Source organism: Gordonia sp. OPL2 (assembly GCF_003797825.1).
Taxonomy (GTDB): Bacteria; Actinomycetota; Actinomycetes; order Mycobacteriales; family Mycobacteriaceae; genus Gordonia.
Map to the genome: position 1 here is coordinate 170,151 of NZ_RKME01000003.1, position 16,057 is coordinate 186,207.

The 16,057-nt window shown below is 67.1% G+C and carries 14 protein-coding genes and 1 tRNA gene; 11 read left to right on the forward strand and 4 right to left on the reverse strand.

What is annotated here, in order from left to right:
• Positions 1-5 precede the first annotated feature (5 nt).
• Positions 6-1,559 (reverse strand): helicase HerA-like domain-containing protein, encoded by a 1,554-nt coding sequence (locus EEB19_RS05295; RefSeq protein ID WP_187583860.1) that lies wholly within the window; start codon positions 1,557-1,559, stop codon positions 6-8.
• A gap of 104 nt (positions 1,560-1,663) precedes the next feature.
• Between EEB19_RS05295 and orn the strand changes: the two genes are divergently transcribed.
• The 10 genes from orn to EEB19_RS05345 all read left to right on the forward strand — a co-directional run bounded on the left by orn (position 1,664) and on the right by EEB19_RS05345 (position 10,795).
• Positions 1,664-2,263 carry an oligoribonuclease gene (orn, locus tag EEB19_RS05300; protein ID WP_187583862.1) on the forward strand — a complete coding sequence of 200 codons (600 nt, stop codon included), beginning with the start codon at positions 1,664-1,666 and terminating at the stop codon, positions 2,261-2,263.
• A 103-nt stretch (positions 2,264-2,366) separates the two neighbouring features.
• Positions 2,367-2,439 (forward strand) — tRNA-His (locus EEB19_RS05305).
• 127 nt (positions 2,440-2,566) lie between these two features.
• On the forward strand, positions 2,567-3,643 hold the full coding sequence (locus EEB19_RS05310; RefSeq protein WP_187583864.1) for a serine hydrolase: 1,077 nt from the start codon (positions 2,567-2,569) through the stop codon (positions 3,641-3,643).
• Positions 3,640-4,176, forward strand: a complete 537-nt coding sequence (locus EEB19_RS05315; protein ID WP_187583866.1) for a helix-turn-helix transcriptional regulator — start codon at positions 3,640-3,642, stop codon at positions 4,174-4,176. The genes EEB19_RS05310 and EEB19_RS05315 overlap by 4 nt, the downstream gene beginning before the upstream one ends.
• A 29-nt stretch (positions 4,177-4,205) precedes the next feature.
• On the forward strand, positions 4,206-5,279 hold the full coding sequence (locus EEB19_RS05320) for a low specificity L-threonine aldolase (protein ID WP_187583868.1): 1,074 nt from the start codon (positions 4,206-4,208) through the stop codon (positions 5,277-5,279).
• Between the two features lie 70 nt (positions 5,280-5,349).
• Positions 5,350-5,511 (forward strand): hypothetical protein, encoded by a 162-nt coding sequence (locus EEB19_RS05325; RefSeq protein ID WP_187583870.1) that lies wholly within the window; start codon positions 5,350-5,352, stop codon positions 5,509-5,511.
• 250 nt (positions 5,512-5,761) lie between these two features.
• Positions 5,762-7,240: an FAD-dependent oxidoreductase gene (locus EEB19_RS05330; protein WP_187583872.1), complete on the forward strand. Its 1,479-nt coding sequence runs from the start codon at positions 5,762-5,764 to the stop codon at positions 7,238-7,240.
• 74 nt (positions 7,241-7,314) lie between these two features.
• On the forward strand, positions 7,315-7,938 hold the full coding sequence (locus EEB19_RS05335; protein ID WP_187584047.1) for a TetR/AcrR family transcriptional regulator: 624 nt from the start codon (positions 7,315-7,317) through the stop codon (positions 7,936-7,938).
• Between the two features lie 61 nt (positions 7,939-7,999).
• Positions 8,000-10,057, forward strand: coding sequence for a neutral/alkaline ceramidase (locus tag EEB19_RS05340; protein ID WP_187583874.1), 2,058 nt, complete (start codon positions 8,000-8,002; stop codon positions 10,055-10,057).
• 123 nt (positions 10,058-10,180) lie between these two features.
• Entirely contained in the window at positions 10,181-10,795 is a 615-nt protein-coding gene (locus EEB19_RS05345; RefSeq protein ID WP_187583876.1) for a hypothetical protein, read from the forward strand.
• Between the two features lie 22 nt (positions 10,796-10,817).
• On the opposite strand, the gene EEB19_RS05350 is transcribed toward EEB19_RS05345, so the two are convergent.
• Positions 10,818-12,323 carry a DUF4185 domain-containing protein gene (locus EEB19_RS05350; RefSeq protein WP_262365448.1) on the reverse strand — a complete coding sequence of 502 codons (1,506 nt, stop codon included), beginning with the start codon at positions 12,321-12,323 and terminating at the stop codon, positions 10,818-10,820.
• Between the two features lie 128 nt (positions 12,324-12,451).
• On the opposite strand from EEB19_RS05350, the gene EEB19_RS05355 reads away from it, so the two are divergent.
• A complete protein-coding gene (locus EEB19_RS05355) occupies positions 12,452-13,312 on the forward strand; it encodes a YdcF family protein (RefSeq protein WP_262365449.1) in 861 nt (286 codons plus the stop codon).
• Between the two features lie 7 nt (positions 13,313-13,319).
• Here the strand turns inward: EEB19_RS05355 and EEB19_RS05360 are convergent, their stop codons facing one another.
• Both EEB19_RS05360 and EEB19_RS05365 read right to left on the reverse strand, forming a co-directional pair.
• The gene (locus EEB19_RS05360) at positions 13,320-14,462 is read right to left on the reverse strand and encodes an acyl-CoA dehydrogenase family protein (RefSeq protein WP_187584053.1); all 1,143 of its coding nucleotides are present in this window, start codon (positions 14,460-14,462) and stop codon (positions 13,320-13,322) included.
• 195 nt (positions 14,463-14,657) lie between these two features.
• The gene (locus tag EEB19_RS05365; RefSeq protein ID WP_187583878.1) at positions 14,658-15,872 is read right to left on the reverse strand and encodes an Ig-like domain-containing protein; all 1,215 of its coding nucleotides are present in this window, start codon (positions 15,870-15,872) and stop codon (positions 14,658-14,660) included.
• Between the last annotated feature and the right edge of the window lie 185 nt (positions 15,873-16,057).

A 16,057-nucleotide genomic window follows, 5' to 3' on the forward strand; every position in this document is an offset into this window, starting at 1 on the left:
ACCGCTCAGCGTCGTCGCCGACGACCCGTCCCGAAGATCGCCCTGCTGAACTCGCGTCCGGCCGCCGACGCGGCGGATCGCAGAAAGCTCTGCATGGGCTTGCTCGTCAGCACCTCGGTCAGCATGCCCGGTTCGGGCGCAGGACTCGGCGACGGCGCGGGTGCGGGCGGCGGCGGTGGTGGCGCATCCGCCGCTTCGTCCGGCGACAGGGTGTTGGCCGCGAGCTTCTCGTAGGCGGATTCGCGGTCGATCGGGGTTCCGTACTTGGCATACAGCGGACTGGCCTTTGCGGCGGCGGTGATCCCCTCGGCGCCAACGGCTTCCATCGATGACCGCGGCGCCCGGACCACAGTCCACGCCACCGGCGTCGGAGCGCCCTTCTCCGACAGCACGGTCACGATCGCCTCACCGGTCCCCAGCGACGTCAGCGCCTTGTCGATCTCGTAGACGTCCGAGACCGGGTAGGTCTTCACGGTCTTCGACAGCGCTTTCTGATCGTCGGGTGTGAACGCGCGCAGTGCGTGCTGGATGCGCGCACCCAATTGTGAGAGAACCGCATTCGGGATGTCGGTCGGGAGCTGCGAGCAGAAGAACACCCCCACGCCCTTGGACCGGATGAGCTTGACCGTTTGTTCGACCTGTTCGGTGAAAGCCTTCGACGCATCGTCGAACAACAGGTGGGCCTCGTCGAAGATGAAGACGAGCTTCGGCTTGTCGAGATCACCGACCTCGGGCAGGAATTCGAATAGATCCGCGAGAATCCACATCAGGAACGTCGAGAACAGCGCCGGCCGTGAGGACTGCGCTCCGAGCTCGAAGAGAGTGATGATCCCTCGGCCGTCGGAGGCCGACCGGATGAGATCGGCGGGCTCGACCTCGGGCTCACCGAAGAAGGTGTCACCGCCGTCGGCCTCGAGATTGGTCAGCGCACGCAGGATGACACCGGCGGTCGCGGTGGACACACCACCGATCGCCTTCAGCTCGGGTTTGCCCTCATCGCTCGTGAGATGTGCGATCACCGACCGCAGATCCTTGAGATCGAGAAGCGGCAGACCCTTCTGGTCGGCCCAGTGGAAGATGAGTCCGAGAGTGGACTCCTGAGTGGCATTGAGACCGAGCACCTTGCTCAGCAGGATCGGCCCGAATGACGTGATGGTCGCGCGGATCGGGATTCCGATGCCCTCGGCGCCCAGGGACACGAACTCGACCGGGCAGGAGGCCGGTTGCCAGTCGTCACCGGTCTGCGTCGCCCGCTCGGCTATCTTGTCGTTCGCCGTCCCGGGCCTGCTCAGACCGGAGAGATCCCCCTTGATGTCGGCCATGACGACCGGGACGCCGTTGGCGGACAACTGCTCCGCGATGAGTTGAAGCGACTTGGTCTTGCCGGTACCGGTCGCCCCGGCCACCAACCCGTGGCGGTTCATCATCGACAGCGGGATCCGCACACCGGCAGCCGGGTCGGCGTGTCCGTCGACCGACACCGTTCCCAGTTCCAGTGACGTCGAGTCGAACGCGTACCCGGCAGCGATCGTCGTCGCGGCGGTGGCGGGATCGGTCACAACAGCTGTCCTCTCGTCCACAGGGGCGTATCAGGGCGTGCACCACAGCAAACAATAGCCGTCACGACACGTCGCGAACGGTCGCGACGACTAAGGTTGACCGGATGCAGGACAAACTCGTGTGGATCGACTGCGAGATGACCGGTCTACGACTCGAATCGGACAAGTTGATCGAGATCGCCGCCCTCGTCACCGACAGTGACCTCAACATCCTCGGTGACGGTGTGGACATCGTCATCCACGCCTCCGACGACGATCTCGCGGCCATGCCCGACGTGGTCACGAAGATGCATGCGGCCTCGGGGCTCACCGACGAGGTCCGCGCGTCCACCGTCTCGGTCGCGGAAGCGGAAAAGCAGGTTCTCGACTACATCCGCACCCAGGTCACGACCGCAGGCGCCGTTCCTCTCGCGGGTAACTCGATCGCCACCGACCGCGGGTTCATCGCCCGGGACATGCCCGAACTCGATGCGTACCTGCACTACCGCATGGTCGACGTCAGTTCCATCAAGGAACTCTGCCGACGCTGGTACCCCAAGATCTATTTCGGGCAGCCGGAGAAAGGGCTCGCCCACCGCGCCCTGGCCGACATCCGCGAGTCGATCCGCGAGCTGAAGTACTACCGCGCGGCAGCCTTCGTCGCCGCGCCGGGGCCCGACATCGACGACCTCACCACCATCGTCACAGACCTCGGACCTGCCTGAACACGCCAGACCGTAACCGATTGGAGTTCGGAGCACCCGACCCGCTAGAGTATGACTCTGGCTCTGGGACCCGGTGAGAGATCCTGGGTATCGGACGCCGATGGTGGATGTAGTTCAGTTGGTAGAGCACCAGGTTGTGATCCTGGCTGTCGCGGGTTCGAGTCCCGTCATCCACCCCGACCGCAACTGCCCCCACCTGCATCGCAGGTGGGGGCAGTTGCCGTTTCCCGGACCGAGGACCCTTGTGCCACCGGCCTCTCGTTCGATAGTTTCGTTATTACGTAACTACGGAGGTATGGGATCGTGCGCAAGGAACTTGCCGCCGCAGCACTGATCGGGGTCCTCGTCGGCGGGTGTGCCACGGCCACGGATGAGAGCGTGTCGTCGTCGCATGGCGTGACCGGGCACTGCGCACCGACCCCGCCCGCCGACGTCGGTACCGCCGACGGATGGCTCGGCTACATCGCAGGCCACCCCGACGACGTCGGGATGAGTGTGACCGCCACTGACGGGACGGTGATCGACCACAACGCGGACGAACACTTCCCCACCGCGTCGGCCATCAAGCTGGTCCATCTCGCCGCCTACGCCGACGCTGTTGCCGCACAGCGAATCCGGCCCGACGACACGGTGACGGTCGGCGACTGGGAGAGGTGGTACTTCCCCATCGACGGTGGTGCACACCGTCGTTCGCTGGCGTACCTCGGCATTCCCGAACGCAACGGCGTCGCCACGCAGCCCGATCGGCTCGTGTCGTATCGGCAACTGGCCGACGTCATGATCCGCTTCTCCGACTCGGCGGCACCGGATCTGTTCCGCGACCGGCTCGGCGACGACACCCTGGCAGCGATCATGCAGCGCTACGGGATCGGCGACGACGCGCCCAGCCTCCTCGGCATGTACCTGGGCACCGTCGACCCCACCCTGCGGACACCCGCCGACCGCGACCGCGCGGCGCAGCGATACACCACCGATGTCGACTACGCCAGGGCCCGGCTCGACGAACTGCGTACCGCCGATCTGACCGCCCCGCAGAGCGATTCGCCCATCCGCGCGACACCGCGCGCGCTGTCCGCCCTCATCGGCGCCCTCGCCGACGGAACCTTCGGCCCCGGCGCACCCATTGCGCGCGACATCCTCGAATACCAGGGAAAGCAGCCGAACGGCTCGACGCTCGGGTTCAAGGGCGGGAGCCTGCCCGGCGTGCTGACCGACGTGTTCGAGTACCGCGGCGCCGACGGCCGGACCGGCGTCGGGACGGTGATGGTTCGGAATCTGTCGGCAGCCGACGCCGCTCACAACGATTTCGCCCATCAGGAGATGTTGCTGCGAGCGCTCACCGAACCCGCGTTCGCCCGAGCACTGGCCTGCGCGACATGAGCGACACCGAGTCCCGGTTGCGCGACCTCACCGAGCGGATCGAACGCCTCGAGCACATCGCCGGGGTTGCGGACCATGACGATGCCGCCGGCCCACCGGAACCGCCGACCACGGCCGGCCCACCGGAACCGCCGACCACGGCCGGCAACGGCGTGGGGTCGAGTCGGGCCGGAACCGTCGGCTACACGGGCTCGGTCGACCTCGGCGGTCCGGTGCAGTGGGACATCCGTTACGACGCGGAGTCCACGATCGGGCTGCCGACCGCGGGCCTGGCCACGGTGTTTGCCGCTCTCGGCCATCCGGTGCGCCTGTCCATCGTCCGGGTCCTGCTGCGCGGCGGCGCGTCGGTCGCCGAACTCCAGGAGACCGGGGACTTCGGGACGTCGGGACAGCTCTATCACCACCTGAAAACGCTCACTGCAGCCTCGATCGTGACCAAGAGCGGACGCAACGAGTACGTCGTCGCGCCGACCCACGTCGTCCCGACACTCGTTGCCCTGCTCGCCGCCGGGGACATCTCCGGCGCCCTCTGACGCGTCGTCGCCCACCTACACTGGGCGGCATGTCTGCAACGGTCGATGTACCTGCCGGCCACCCGCTCGATCGGACGTTCGCGAGCGACAACGCTGTCGGGGCCTCGCCGGAGATCATCGACGCGATAGCGCGAGTGTCCGCGGATGGGCACGTCGGTTACGGCGATGACCCGGTCACCGCGGCCGCACGCGCCCGGGTCGTCGAGGTCTTCGGGCATGACGCCGACGTCCACTGTGTGTCGACCGGCTCGGCCGCCAACGGGCTCGCCCTGGCCGCCCTCCTGTCACCGTGGGGCTCGGTGCTGTGCCATCGCGACAGCCATGTCTTCTACGACGAGTGCGGCGCCCCGGAGTTCTTCACCGCCGGCGGCAAGCTGATCCCACTCGACGGCCCCGACGGCAAGATCGATCCCGCGGCACTCGCCCACGCCGCTCGCGCGGGAGCCGGAGTCGTCCACAGCACGCAGCCTCAGGTCCTGAGCATCACCCAGGCCACCGAGACCGGCTCGGTCTACACACTCGACGAGATCCGGGAGTTGACCGCCATCGCCCACGGGGCCGGACTGCGCGTGCATCTTGATGGTGCCCGATTCACCAATGCCCTTGTCTCCCTGAACACCACACCCGCCGAGATGACCTGGCGAGCGGGCGTCGACATCCTGTCGTTCGGCATCACCAAGAACGGTGGCCTCACCACCGACGCGGTGGTGTCGTTCGACCGCACACTCGGCACCGAACTCGCCTTCCGTGTGAAGCGCGCCGGGCAACTCACCTCCAAGATGCGATTCCAGTCGGCCCAACTCGACGCCTACCTCACCGACGACCTCTGGCTGCGCAACGCACGTCACGCCAACGACATGGCCCGCAGACTCGACGCGGGGCTTCGCGCCACCCCGGGCGTCGAAGTGCAGGGCAGTGGCGGGGCCAACATCGTGTTCTGCCGGCTGCCCGACGCAGTGATGTCGGGACTCCGCGATGACGGCTTCGTCTTCTACGACAGTCACCCGGAGCCCGGCGTCGCGCGTTTCGTGACCTCGTTCGCCACTCCTGCCGCAGCGATCGACGCCCTGATCGCACGCACCCGCGAGCTCCTCGCAGGCTGACCATCGTGCGCGCACACCACCCGGGCCATGCGACATCGGCTGTTCATGTCCGTCCCGTACGATCCCGCGCATGCTCGAGGATCTGAACAAGGCCGCCAAGAAGGCCGGACTGCACGTCGCACACGCGAAGAAGGACGGACTGTACTCCGTGCGCAAGGCCAAGAACGGCAAACTCGTCGCGAAGAACATCGATGCCGACGAGGTCGAGAAGGTCATCAAGAAGCACAAATGATCTCGATCGGCGGGCGCCTCGCGTCGCCTCCGTCGGCGCCCCTCCCCTGATCCACCTCGGCTCCCGAGGTGGATCTCGCATCTGCGCATCACCACGTGATGCAGCACCGATCTTCCGCCACCGCGTGACGCGGACCACGTTCACCTGTTACCCTGCCGTTACTTCAGGTCAAGTGACCTAAACATGTGAGCGCTATCGTCCTCCTATGTCACTTCGGGGGAACGACAGCCGTCAGAGAACGGGAACGTCTATGGGTCAAGGGGTTTCACGTCGGGCGTTCATGGGGGGAACCCTCGGCGCGGCCGGACTCGCGATCACGGCGGGAGCGGTGCGCGGCGCCGGACACGCCGAAGCCGCGCCCGCCGGTGTCGTCGACGCGATCGTCGTCGGGGGCGGGCTGTCCGGGCTGGCGGCAGCGAAATCGCTGGTCGCGTCCGGGGCATCCGTCATCGTGCTGGAGGCGCGCGAACGCGCCGGCGGTCGCGTACACAACATCTCCACGCCACGGGTCGGTGCAACGCTCGACGCCGGAGCGGAGTTCATCGGTCCCACCCAGACCCACATCGCCGCGTTGGCCCGCGAACACGACGTACGCACCATCCGGACCTACAACCAGGGCGACAGCGTCTTCTGGAACACCGACACCGGCACGCGGATGCCGGCAGCGCTGCCACTGCCCGCCGAATTCTCCACGCTGCAGGCGCTTCCCGCGCTCGCGCGTGCACAGGCCGAGGCGCTGGTCCCGTTCCCCGTCGGCGAACCCTGGCGCCACCCCGACGCACGCCGGCTCGACTCGATCACCTGGAAGCAGTACACCGACGAGGTGACCTCGGATCCGACCGCGCGGATGCTCACGAGCGTCGCCATGTCGGCACCACTGTCCGTCCGGCCCGATGAGGTGTCGGCGCTGTACTTCATCAACTACATCGCCGCCTCCGGCGACGAGAACAATCCCGGCACCATCATCCGGTTGCTCAGCACGGACGGCGGCGCGCAGGAGAGCCTCTTCGAGGGTGGTGCGGCGCTGATCCCGTTGCGCATGGCGGCCGCGCTCGGTTCGCGTGTCGTGTACAACGCCCCGGTCCGAACCGTCGACCACACCGGTCCGATCGCGTCGGTGCACACCGATCGCGGGATCTTCCGCGCCCGCAAGGTGATCGTCGCGATGTCGCCGGCCATCAGCGGCCAGATCCGGTACTCGCCGGGCCTGCCCGCTGCGCGGGTCGGCCTGACCCGCGGGTACCACATGGGTGCGGTCAGCAAGTTCGCCGCCGTGTACCGGCGTCCGTTCTGGCGCGACAAGGGCTTCTCCGGTCAGGTCTTCGGCAACGGCCGGCCGATCGACGTGACCTTCGAGAGCTACGCCGACAATCGCCACATCCTGATGGGATTCATCTCGGCCGATGCGATGCGGCGCCTCGACAAGGCACCCGAGAGCCAGATCGTCCGCGAATGTGTCGCCAACTTCGTCGACTACTTCGGCCCCGAGGCGCGCGACCTGCTCGACTACGGGATCTTCAAATGGGACCTCGAGGAATGGTCACGCGGAGGCCCCGTCGCCGTCAGTTCACCTGGAACCCTCACCCGATACGGCCCGGCGCTGCGCGAACCGGTGGGCCCCATCCACTGGGCCGGCACCGAGACCGCCGACTACTGGACCGGTTACATGGACGGCGCCGTCCGGTCCGGTCAGCGTGCCGCGCGCGAGGTGCTCACCGCACTGCGCTGAGCGCGTACCCATCGACCCGACCACTCCCAACCGGCCGGTCCGGTCCGCGATCCAAGGAGCCCCCCGTGGCCAGAATGCCGGTCGAGAAACGTCGGGAACTGTTGCTCGAGTCCGCCTTTCGCGTCATCGCGAGCCGAGGGGTGGACGGGGCGACGACTCGGGCCATCAGCGCCGAGGCCGGAGTGACGCTGTCGACATTCCACTACGTCTTCGCCTCCCGCGACGACCTGCTCGCCGCACTGGTGACGCGGGGCACCGACACCGAGTTGGCCGTCATCGCCACGGCACTGGGGGCCGCGGCCGCAGGGGCCGAGCGCGGACCCGGCGGCATCCGGATCATGTTGCAGGAGAGCCTCTCCGGGTACATCGATGGTGTTGTCGCCGATCCAGGGCGGGAGCAGGCGATGATCTCGCTGAATCAATACGCGCGTCAGACGAGCGGCCTCGCCGAGCTCGGCGCGAACATGTATCAGCGGTACTACGACGCGATTGCCGACGGTCTCGACGTCGCGGCCGACCAGGCGGGCGTGCGATGGGACCGGCCCACCGCAGAGCTGGCGCCCCTGGTCGTGGCCGCGACCGACGGCATCACACTCGCCTATCTGAACACGCGCGACCGTGGCATCTGTGACCGGATCGCCGAGGCGACGGTGACGCTCATGCTCGGTCACGTCGACACCACCACTGATCATCGGTGACGTCTACGTGCGCGGGCACCGCGATTCATCGGAAAAGGTTCGAGCACAAGGGGGAACGACCATGGACGTGAGTCGCCGACAGCTTCTCGCCGGGGCCGCCGCAACCGCCGTCGGGGGCGGCGTCGCACTCGTGACCGGTCAGCCGGTCGCGCATGCGGCGCCGAACGCGGTGGACGCGGCGGCGCCGGCGGGATCGACCGACTATCTCGTCGGGTGCGGGATCGCCGACATGACCGGCGCGATCGCCGGTCAGGGCATGATGGGGTACTCCGACGCCGACCAGGTCGCCGAAGGCCTGCTGCAGAGGTGCTGGGCGCGTGCCTACATCGTGGTCGACCGGTCCACCGGGCATCGTGTGGTCTTCGTGACCAGCGACATCGCCTGCCTGTTCCAGTCGCATCACATCGGTCTGATGCCCCGTCTGCGAGCGCGTTTCGGCGATCTCTATTCCGAGCGCAACGTCAATCTGAACGCCACGCACACCCACGCGTCCTGCGGCGGGACGGCGTGGGACTTCGCCTACTCGCTGGCGGCGTACGGGTTCAAGAAGAACTCGTATGCTGCCGAGCTCGAGGGGATCTTCACCGCCATCGTGCGTGCGCACGAGAATCTCGCCCCGGGCAGCATCGCACTCGGCCGTGGCGAATTGCACGATGCGAGCCGGAATCGGTCGAAGGTGGCCTTCGACCTCAATCCTGGTTCGGAGCGCAGAGAGTTCCCGGGGGCGATCGATCCGGGCGTCACCGTGCTGCGTCTGCGCCAGGGTGACACCGATGTCGGTGCCATCACGTGGTTCTCGACCCACGGCACCTCACTCACCGATCGCAATCGACTCATCGCCGGGGACAACAAGGGGTACGCCAGCTATCGCTGGGAGAGCACCCGGCCCGGCTTCGTCGCCGCTTTCCCACAGACCAACAGCGGCGACATGACGCCCAACCTCGATCTGGTGAAGATGCACCCGGGCGGGCCGACCGACGACAACAAGCGCAACTGCGAGATCATCGGTGAACGTCAATACCGCGCAGGCCGAGCCGCTTTCGACGGTGCGCGGCCCATGACACGCGGCGGCGTCGATTCCATCGTGCGCTATGTCGATATGTCCGCGGTGTCGATCGACGGCATCTACACGCCGGAAGGCAAACGGGTGTCGACGACCCCGGCGATGATGGGCGCGGCGGCAGCGGCGACCAGCACCGAGGACAACTGGAAGTCGCAGCTCCCGTTCCTGACGGAGGGCATGACGAATCCGGTGGTGACCGCGTTCGGCGGCGATCGCCGTCCGCCGGTGTCGCCCTGGATCCGCGACATGCAGGCGCCCAAGCTGGTCCTCTTCCCGCTCGGCCTCCTGCCGCCCGCGCCGTGGATCCCGCATGTGGTGCCGCTGCAGATCATGCGGATCGGTGAGCTCGTCCTCGTCGCGGTCCCGGCCGAGGTGACCATCGTCGCGGGTCTTCGGCTGCGCCGGGTGGTCGCGGACGCGCTCAAGGTGTCGGCGGACACCGTGCTCGTGCAGGGGTATTCGAATGCGTACACGCAGTACGTCACGACCCCCGAGGAGTACGACGCCCAGCAGTACGAGGGTGGCGAGACCCAATACGGGCGGTGGACGTTGTCGGCGTACATGCAGGAGTTCCACGCCCTCGCGGCCGCGATGGCGGCCGGTACGCGGGTGCCCCGGGGGCCGGCCCCGCTCGACAAGTCCGGATTCCAGCCCGACCTCCTGCCGCCGGTTCCCACCGACCGTCCGGTGGCGGGTCGCCGGTTCGGTGACGTCCTGCAGCAGCCGGCCGGCCGGAATCACGCCGGTGCGGTGGTGGCCGCCGAGTTCGTCGGCGCCCACCCCACCAACGACTTCCACACCGGTGGTACCTATCTGGAGGTGCAGCGCCGCTCCGGCACCACCTGGTCGACGATCGCGACCGACAACGACTGGGAGACCGAACTTCGCTGGCGGAGACCGGCGGGTCAGGCAGAAGCCTCGGTGGTTCGGATCGAGTGGACGACGCCGTCGGGCACCTCCGGCCGATTCCGCATCCGCTACCACGGCGACATCCGCAGGCCGGACGGGACCACACGGCCGTTCACCGGCACCACTGCCACCTTCGCCGTCGGATGAACACTCCGATACCGACACCGCTGTGCTGTCGGAAATGTCCGGGCCCGCGATAAGCTGACCCCGGGGTCGACCCACCCGGTCATTCACCGGCCCCGCATCGTCCACCACACGAATCGGATTCGCATGAAACTCGTCAGGCTCGTCTTTCTGGCCATCGTCGCCATCGCCGCATCCACACTCACCGTCGTCGCCACGGCAACCGCCCACGGCGCGCCCGCCGCGGGTGTCCCGTCGCACCTCACGTCGGCCGGCGCCGACGGCGGATCGATCACCTCGGTCCTGCGCAACGCGACGTTCGTCCCCACTCCCGCCGGCGACGAACTCACCGTCGTAGATCCGAACGGACGCACGATCGACCGAGTGGCGCTGGCGATCCCGATGGGTGGCGCCGTGGTCCCGTTGCGCGCGAACGTCAGTGCGGACCGCACGTCGGCCACGTTCACCCCGGTGATCACCCCGCAGACACGAGCGGCCGTTGCGGCCGGTGTGCATCCTGTGTCGGCCAAGAAGGACCGTGCCTACCAGAAGATGATCTGGCACATCAACAACGGCTGGAATCGGGGCGGCGGCGTCGCCACCGCGGTCGGCGCGATCGTCGGGCTCATCGTCGGCTGCCTGGTCATCGTCGGCTGCATCTGGGGCGCCGGGGTCGGCGCGGCCATCGGCGCCGCCGTCGGCATCAACAACGGCGACCCTCAGGCCGGACAGGCAATCCTGACCTGGATCAACACGCCGTAGTCGCAGGCCTCGCTGATGCGCGTCACCCGATGGTGGCGCGCATCAGCGACACGTTGTACTCGGTCCACGTCGACATCGTGAAGTACAGCTCCCGACCACTCGACCAGGGGTGCAGAAACCCGCCGTACAGCTGGGCGTAGCGCGCGGAGTGCACCAGCTCCGTGGGTTCGGACCACACCCCCTGAGGCGTCCGGGCAGTACGCAACACGATCGATCCGCGCACGGCGTCCAGATAACTGAGTTGCCAACGCCCCGAGGCGGTGTCGTAACGCGCCGACAGCTCACCGGCGGGGCCGAAGAACAACGGTGACGCCACGTTGCCGTCACGCGCCGGCACCCATCGCCCGTCACGCCAGTACTGATAGGCGGTCTTGTTGAGCACCTTTTCCGACCGCACCCGGGCCAGCCCGACCGATCCGATGCGTGAGTTGGGCGTCCCGAACATGTAGACAAAGTCGCCCTGCGGGACCATCGACGACACCTGGAACTGGCTGGTCCCGAAGACGTTGTCCCAGCGAGCATGCGGGTCCTTGGTCCACGTCGAACCGTGATCGTCGGAGTAGGCCAGACCGCCGTAGTTGGTCAGCCACACGCCGGGGATCGGCCCCCAGGTGCGCACCGACATGTAGCTCATGTACTGCCGCTCCCCGATCGCGAAGCCCGAGGTCGGGATGGTGGTCATCTCATAGCGGTCGATGTGTCGCGCGCTCAGCACCTGCGCCGCATGGCATCGGCTGTCCTGGACCATCGTGTCGATCGACATGCCGTCGTCGAGTTTCCGGTCCGAGCTAAAGCCCAGAACGTTGCTCCGCCAATCCCGTCCGTTGGCGCCCGGCGGGCGGAAGCCGCGGCCGAAGGTGTCGCCGAACGCAACGGCTATCTGGCCCGGGCGCGACTCCCACATGATGCCGAGGTCGGTGCCGTTGATCTGCCACCGCTTGTCGGTCCGGCTCGTCGACCCCTTGCCGGTCAGCGTGGACACGAGGTCGACGTCGCGCACGCGGGGTGGGCGCGGCTTCATCGTCACGGGCGCACGTTCGCTGCCCGGATCGACGGCGGGCGGCGGCGGCGGGATGGGCGCCGGGTTCGGGTTCGGCACCGGGACCGGGATGTCCTTCGGCGCCGGATCGAGAGTGATCTTGGGGAACTCGATAGACAGCGCCGGGCGGTCGGCCTTCGGCTTCGGCGGATCGGTGATGTCCGGACACGGGTCCGTGCACGGATTCTTCGGCGGCGGCTGGGAAGGGATGCGCACCGGCGGGGTCTCCCGCGACTCCGGTTCGGGCACCGGAAGGATCCGCGGGTACGGCAGCGGGATGCCGATGCGGTCGGGCAGCCGAGGAATCAGATCACGCGGGTCGAACGGTTTCGTGGACGGCGTGGGCGGGAGGTCCTGGACGCACCCCGAGCTGGGCAACGGCCTCGGCGCGGCGGTGGCCACCGGACTGATCACGCCCGCCAGACAGGCCGCGGTCGCCGCAGCGCAGACTGCCATCCAGCATGCAGTACGTGCGGTACGCACGGTCATGTCGGGCATCCCCTCGGTGTGATCAGGAGGAATGTATCACCGGGATGACCTCTCGAGCTCGCTACGAAGCGATAGCGATACCGTAAACTCATCTTTCACTTCAGCCACATCTGTTTACTGTTGTCACAATGAAGACACTTCTGCGCACGATCGGCACCCTCGTGATGACCGTCGCGATCGCCGGCGGCCTGTCCGTCGCGGCACCTGCCCATGCCGCTCCGACCGCCGACTTCAAACGGGCCGCGACCGCGTTCAACGCCGGCAACCCCTACGTCGCGATCGGCCATCTCAACACCGCGCTGCGCACGAATCCCCGCGACACCAACGCGCTGGCACTACGCGCCATCTACGCCGACTACGGCTACGACCTGATCACCAAGAACGACTCGCTCGCGCGCCTGGGGGCGATCGACGCCGGAAAGCGCGGTCGCGTGGACACATTGCTCAACGCGATCCTCTCCCAGTCGCTGACCCCGCCGAACCCGTTGCCGGCCATCATCGGTCCCCGAACCGCCGTGCTCATCCTGGGGTACGGACTCCTACCGGACGGGGCGATGCGCCCCGAGTTGATCGGTCGACTCACCACCGGTCTCGGCCAGGCGTTCATGGCGCCCGGCTCCCCGGTGATCGTGACGGGTGGGAACCCGAAGCGCGGGATCACCGAGGCGGCCGCGATGCGCGCCTGGCTGATCCGGCACGGCCTGCCGGCATCCCGCGTGCACGCCGAGCACCGCGCCACCTCCACGGCAGGCAACGCGGTGCAGTCGGCAGCGCTGATGCGCCGGATCGGCGCCGGCAGTGCCGTGATCGTCACCGACCCCAACCACATCCGGCGTGGAGTCGTCGACTTCATCACCGCGGGCGTCCCGGTGGTCGGGGCGATGGCCACCCTCAACGGCTATGTGCAGAACGTCTGGCCGGTACTGGACAAGCGAGAGCAGTGGGCCATGTACCGCGACGGCATCTCGGTGCTCGGACTACCGGGCTGATGGCAACTCACAGCGAGCGAGCGATGATCTCCTTCATGATCTCGTTGGTGCCGGCGTAGATCTTCTGCACGCGGTTGTCCGCCCACATCCGGGCGATCGGGTACTCGTTCATGTACCCGTACCCGCCGAAGAGCTGAAGGCATTCGTCGGCGACGACCATCGCCCGGTCACTCGTCCACCACTTGGCCATCGCGACCGTCGGGATGTCGAGGGCACCGTCGAGGTGCTTGGTGATGCAGTCATCGACGAACACGCGCGCGATCCGGGTCTCGGTGGCGGCCTCGGCGAGTTTGAACTTGGTGTTCTGGAATCCGAAGATCGGCCGTCCGAAGGCGGTGCGGTCCTTGGTGTATTCGATGGTCTGCGCGACCGCGGCCTCCATTCCGGCCACCGACGCCACCGCGATGATGAGGCGTTCCTGGGGAAGCTGCTGCATCAGCTGGACGAAACCCTGCCCCTCCTCGACGCCGAGCAGGTTCGACGTCGGTACGCGCACTCCGTCGAAGAACAGCTCTGAGGTGTCCTGTCCGCGCTGCCCCACCTTGTCCAGGACACGTCCACGCCGGAATCCGTCGCGGTCGGCCTCGACGAGGATCAGGGAGATGCCCTTGGCGCCCTCGCTGACGTCGGTCTTGGCCACGACGATGATCAGGTCGGCCTGACCGCCGTTGGTGATGAAGGTCTTCGAGCCGTCGATGACGTAGTCATCGCCCTGCTGGATCGCCTTGGTCTTGACGTTCTGCAGATCCGAGCCGGTGCCGGGCTCGGTCATCGCGATCGCGCCGACCACTTCGCCGCTCGCCATCTTGGGCAGCCAGGTCTTCTTCTGCTCCTCGGACCCGTAGGCGAGAAGGTAGTGCGCGACGATGCCGTTGTGCAGGCTTGCACCCCACGACGAATCGGCGATGCGAGCCTGCTCCTCGATCAGCACGGCCTCATGCGCGAAGGTCCCACCTCCGCCGCCGTACTCCTCGGGGATCGACATGCAGAGCAGACCGAGATCTCCGGCCTTGTTCCACAGGTCGCGATCGACGTGGTGCTGCTCGATGAACTTCTCGATGTTGGGCTTGATCTCCTTCTCGCAGAAGCTGCGAGCGAGATCGCGCAAGGCGGTCAGGTCATCGGTTTCCCAGGAGGAGCGGTCGGCCATGTCGTGTGCACCCTTGTCGTCGGCGTTGCTGTCACCGGCGATCGTAACAGTGGCCGGTGGCATCATCAGCACGAGCCTGCGGCCGGCGATCCACCGGATCGGTCGGGGCGAGACGCCGACGACCCTGCCGGTCCGATCGGTCCAGCAAGGGTCGTCGTGCGTTCATGGTCGTGTGCTCATGTCGCGACGGACGGGTCAGGCATTGCCTTTCGACCACACGCTCCACGGGACGTTCCAGTCGCCGAGTCCGTCGGTACCCGACAGGACGCCCCCCGAGGTGTTCTTCACGACCACCGGGTCACCGCGCAGCGTGTTCTTCATGACCCACAGCGCGTTGTCGGGACTGAGGTTCAGGCAGCCATGACTGGTGTTGGTGTTGCCCTGCGCCCAGACAGACCAGGGTGCCGAGTGGAAGAAGATGCCGCTGTAGGACATCCGCGTCGCATAGTCGACCGGGGTGCGGTAGCCGTTCGACGAGGTGATCGGCACGCCGTAGGTCGAGGAGTCCATGATGATGTGATCGTGCTTGTCCGACACCAGGTACACGCCGTTGTCGGTCTCGTCGCCCGACTTGCCCATCGAGGTCGGCATCGTGCGGATCACCTTGCCGCCCTGGTTGAACACGACCTGCTTGGTGTTGTCGTCGGCGGTGATGATCATCGAGCGCCCGATGCGGAAGTTGGTCTTGACGTTCTCCTGACCGAACAGCCCGTCGCCGAGGTTGATGCCGTAGGTGTTGACGGCGACGTTGACCTTGGTGCCGGGCTTCCAGTACTCCTGCGGACGCCAGCGCACTTCCGATTCGCTGATCCAGTAGAAGGCGCCCTCGGTCGGCGGATCGGTGGTGATCTTGATGGCCTGCTGAGCGGCCTTCTTGTTCGGGATGGGCTCGTCGAACTTCACCGCGACGGGCTGCCCGACACCGACGGTCTCGTTGGGCGACGGTGTGAGGTAGGCCTGCGTCAGGTTGTTCGGTGCCTGCGTGGTGAACGAGACACGCTTGGTGCTCTTGCCTCCGATGCCCACCGCGTCGGCCTGCAGGGTGTAGGTGCGGTTGTAGCCCAGCGGTTCCGCACTGGTCCACGTCGTGCCGTCCTCGGACAACGTGCCCTTCACGGGCGAGCCGTCGGCCTTCGGGATGCGCACGTCGGTGATCGAGCCCTCGCGGGCGGCGACCGTGATCGGAGCGCCCGGCTGGACCCCCACCGCCTGATCGGCGAGCGGCTTGTCCGACCACTCGGTGATCGCGACGCCGGGCTTCAGCATGTCGTCGATCAGGCTGGAACTCTGCACATCCGACGAGTACTTCGGCTCTTGTGAACATGCCGACACCATTGCGACGACCGCGACGAGAATGCCGACGAGCGCGAGCGGCGAACGACCCCCTGTGTGGGTACGACCGATCCCCATGACCCTCCAACCTAGTAAGCACCGACCATCGACCCGCGCGACGTCAGCGACGACGTTTCCCCCGGTTGCACGGTTCGGCCACTAGTGTACGAGACATTTCGCGACCGGTTTGTCCGAGTACCCCGGCCTGTCGACGAATACCGCCGCCCGAACCCGATCAGCGTGGACTCCCCGATCGACACGAA

Bases quoted from the DNA above. Each gene is read 5' to 3' on its own strand.
- orn (WP_187583862.1), top strand. From the start codon at position 1,664: ATGCAGGACAAACTCGTGTGGATCGACTGCGAGATGACCGGTCTACGA.
- EEB19_RS05315 (WP_187583866.1), top strand. From the start codon at position 3,640: ATGAGCGACACCGAGTCCCGGTTGCGCGACCTCACCGAGCGGATCGAA.
- EEB19_RS05320 (WP_187583868.1), top strand. From the start codon at position 4,206: ATGTCTGCAACGGTCGATGTACCTGCCGGCCACCCGCTCGATCGGACG.
- EEB19_RS05325 (WP_187583870.1), top strand. From the start codon at position 5,350: ATGCTCGAGGATCTGAACAAGGCCGCCAAGAAGGCCGGACTGCACGTC.
- EEB19_RS05330 (WP_187583872.1), top strand. From the start codon at position 5,762: ATGGGTCAAGGGGTTTCACGTCGGGCGTTCATGGGGGGAACCCTCGGC.
- EEB19_RS05335 (WP_187584047.1), top strand. From the start codon at position 7,315: ATGCCGGTCGAGAAACGTCGGGAACTGTTGCTCGAGTCCGCCTTTCGC.
- EEB19_RS05340 (WP_187583874.1), top strand. From the start codon at position 8,000: ATGGACGTGAGTCGCCGACAGCTTCTCGCCGGGGCCGCCGCAACCGCC.
- EEB19_RS05345 (WP_187583876.1), top strand. From the start codon at position 10,181: ATGAAACTCGTCAGGCTCGTCTTTCTGGCCATCGTCGCCATCGCCGCA.
- EEB19_RS05350 (WP_262365448.1), bottom strand. From the start codon at position 12,323: ATGACCGTGCGTACCGCACGTACTGCATGCTGGATGGCAGTCTGCGCT.
- EEB19_RS05355 (WP_262365449.1), top strand. From the start codon at position 12,452: ATGAAGACACTTCTGCGCACGATCGGCACCCTCGTGATGACCGTCGCG.
- EEB19_RS05360 (WP_187584053.1), bottom strand. From the start codon at position 14,462: ATGGCCGACCGCTCCTCCTGGGAAACCGATGACCTGACCGCCTTGCGC.
- EEB19_RS05365 (WP_187583878.1), bottom strand. From the start codon at position 15,872: ATGGGGATCGGTCGTACCCACACAGGGGGTCGTTCGCCGCTCGCGCTC.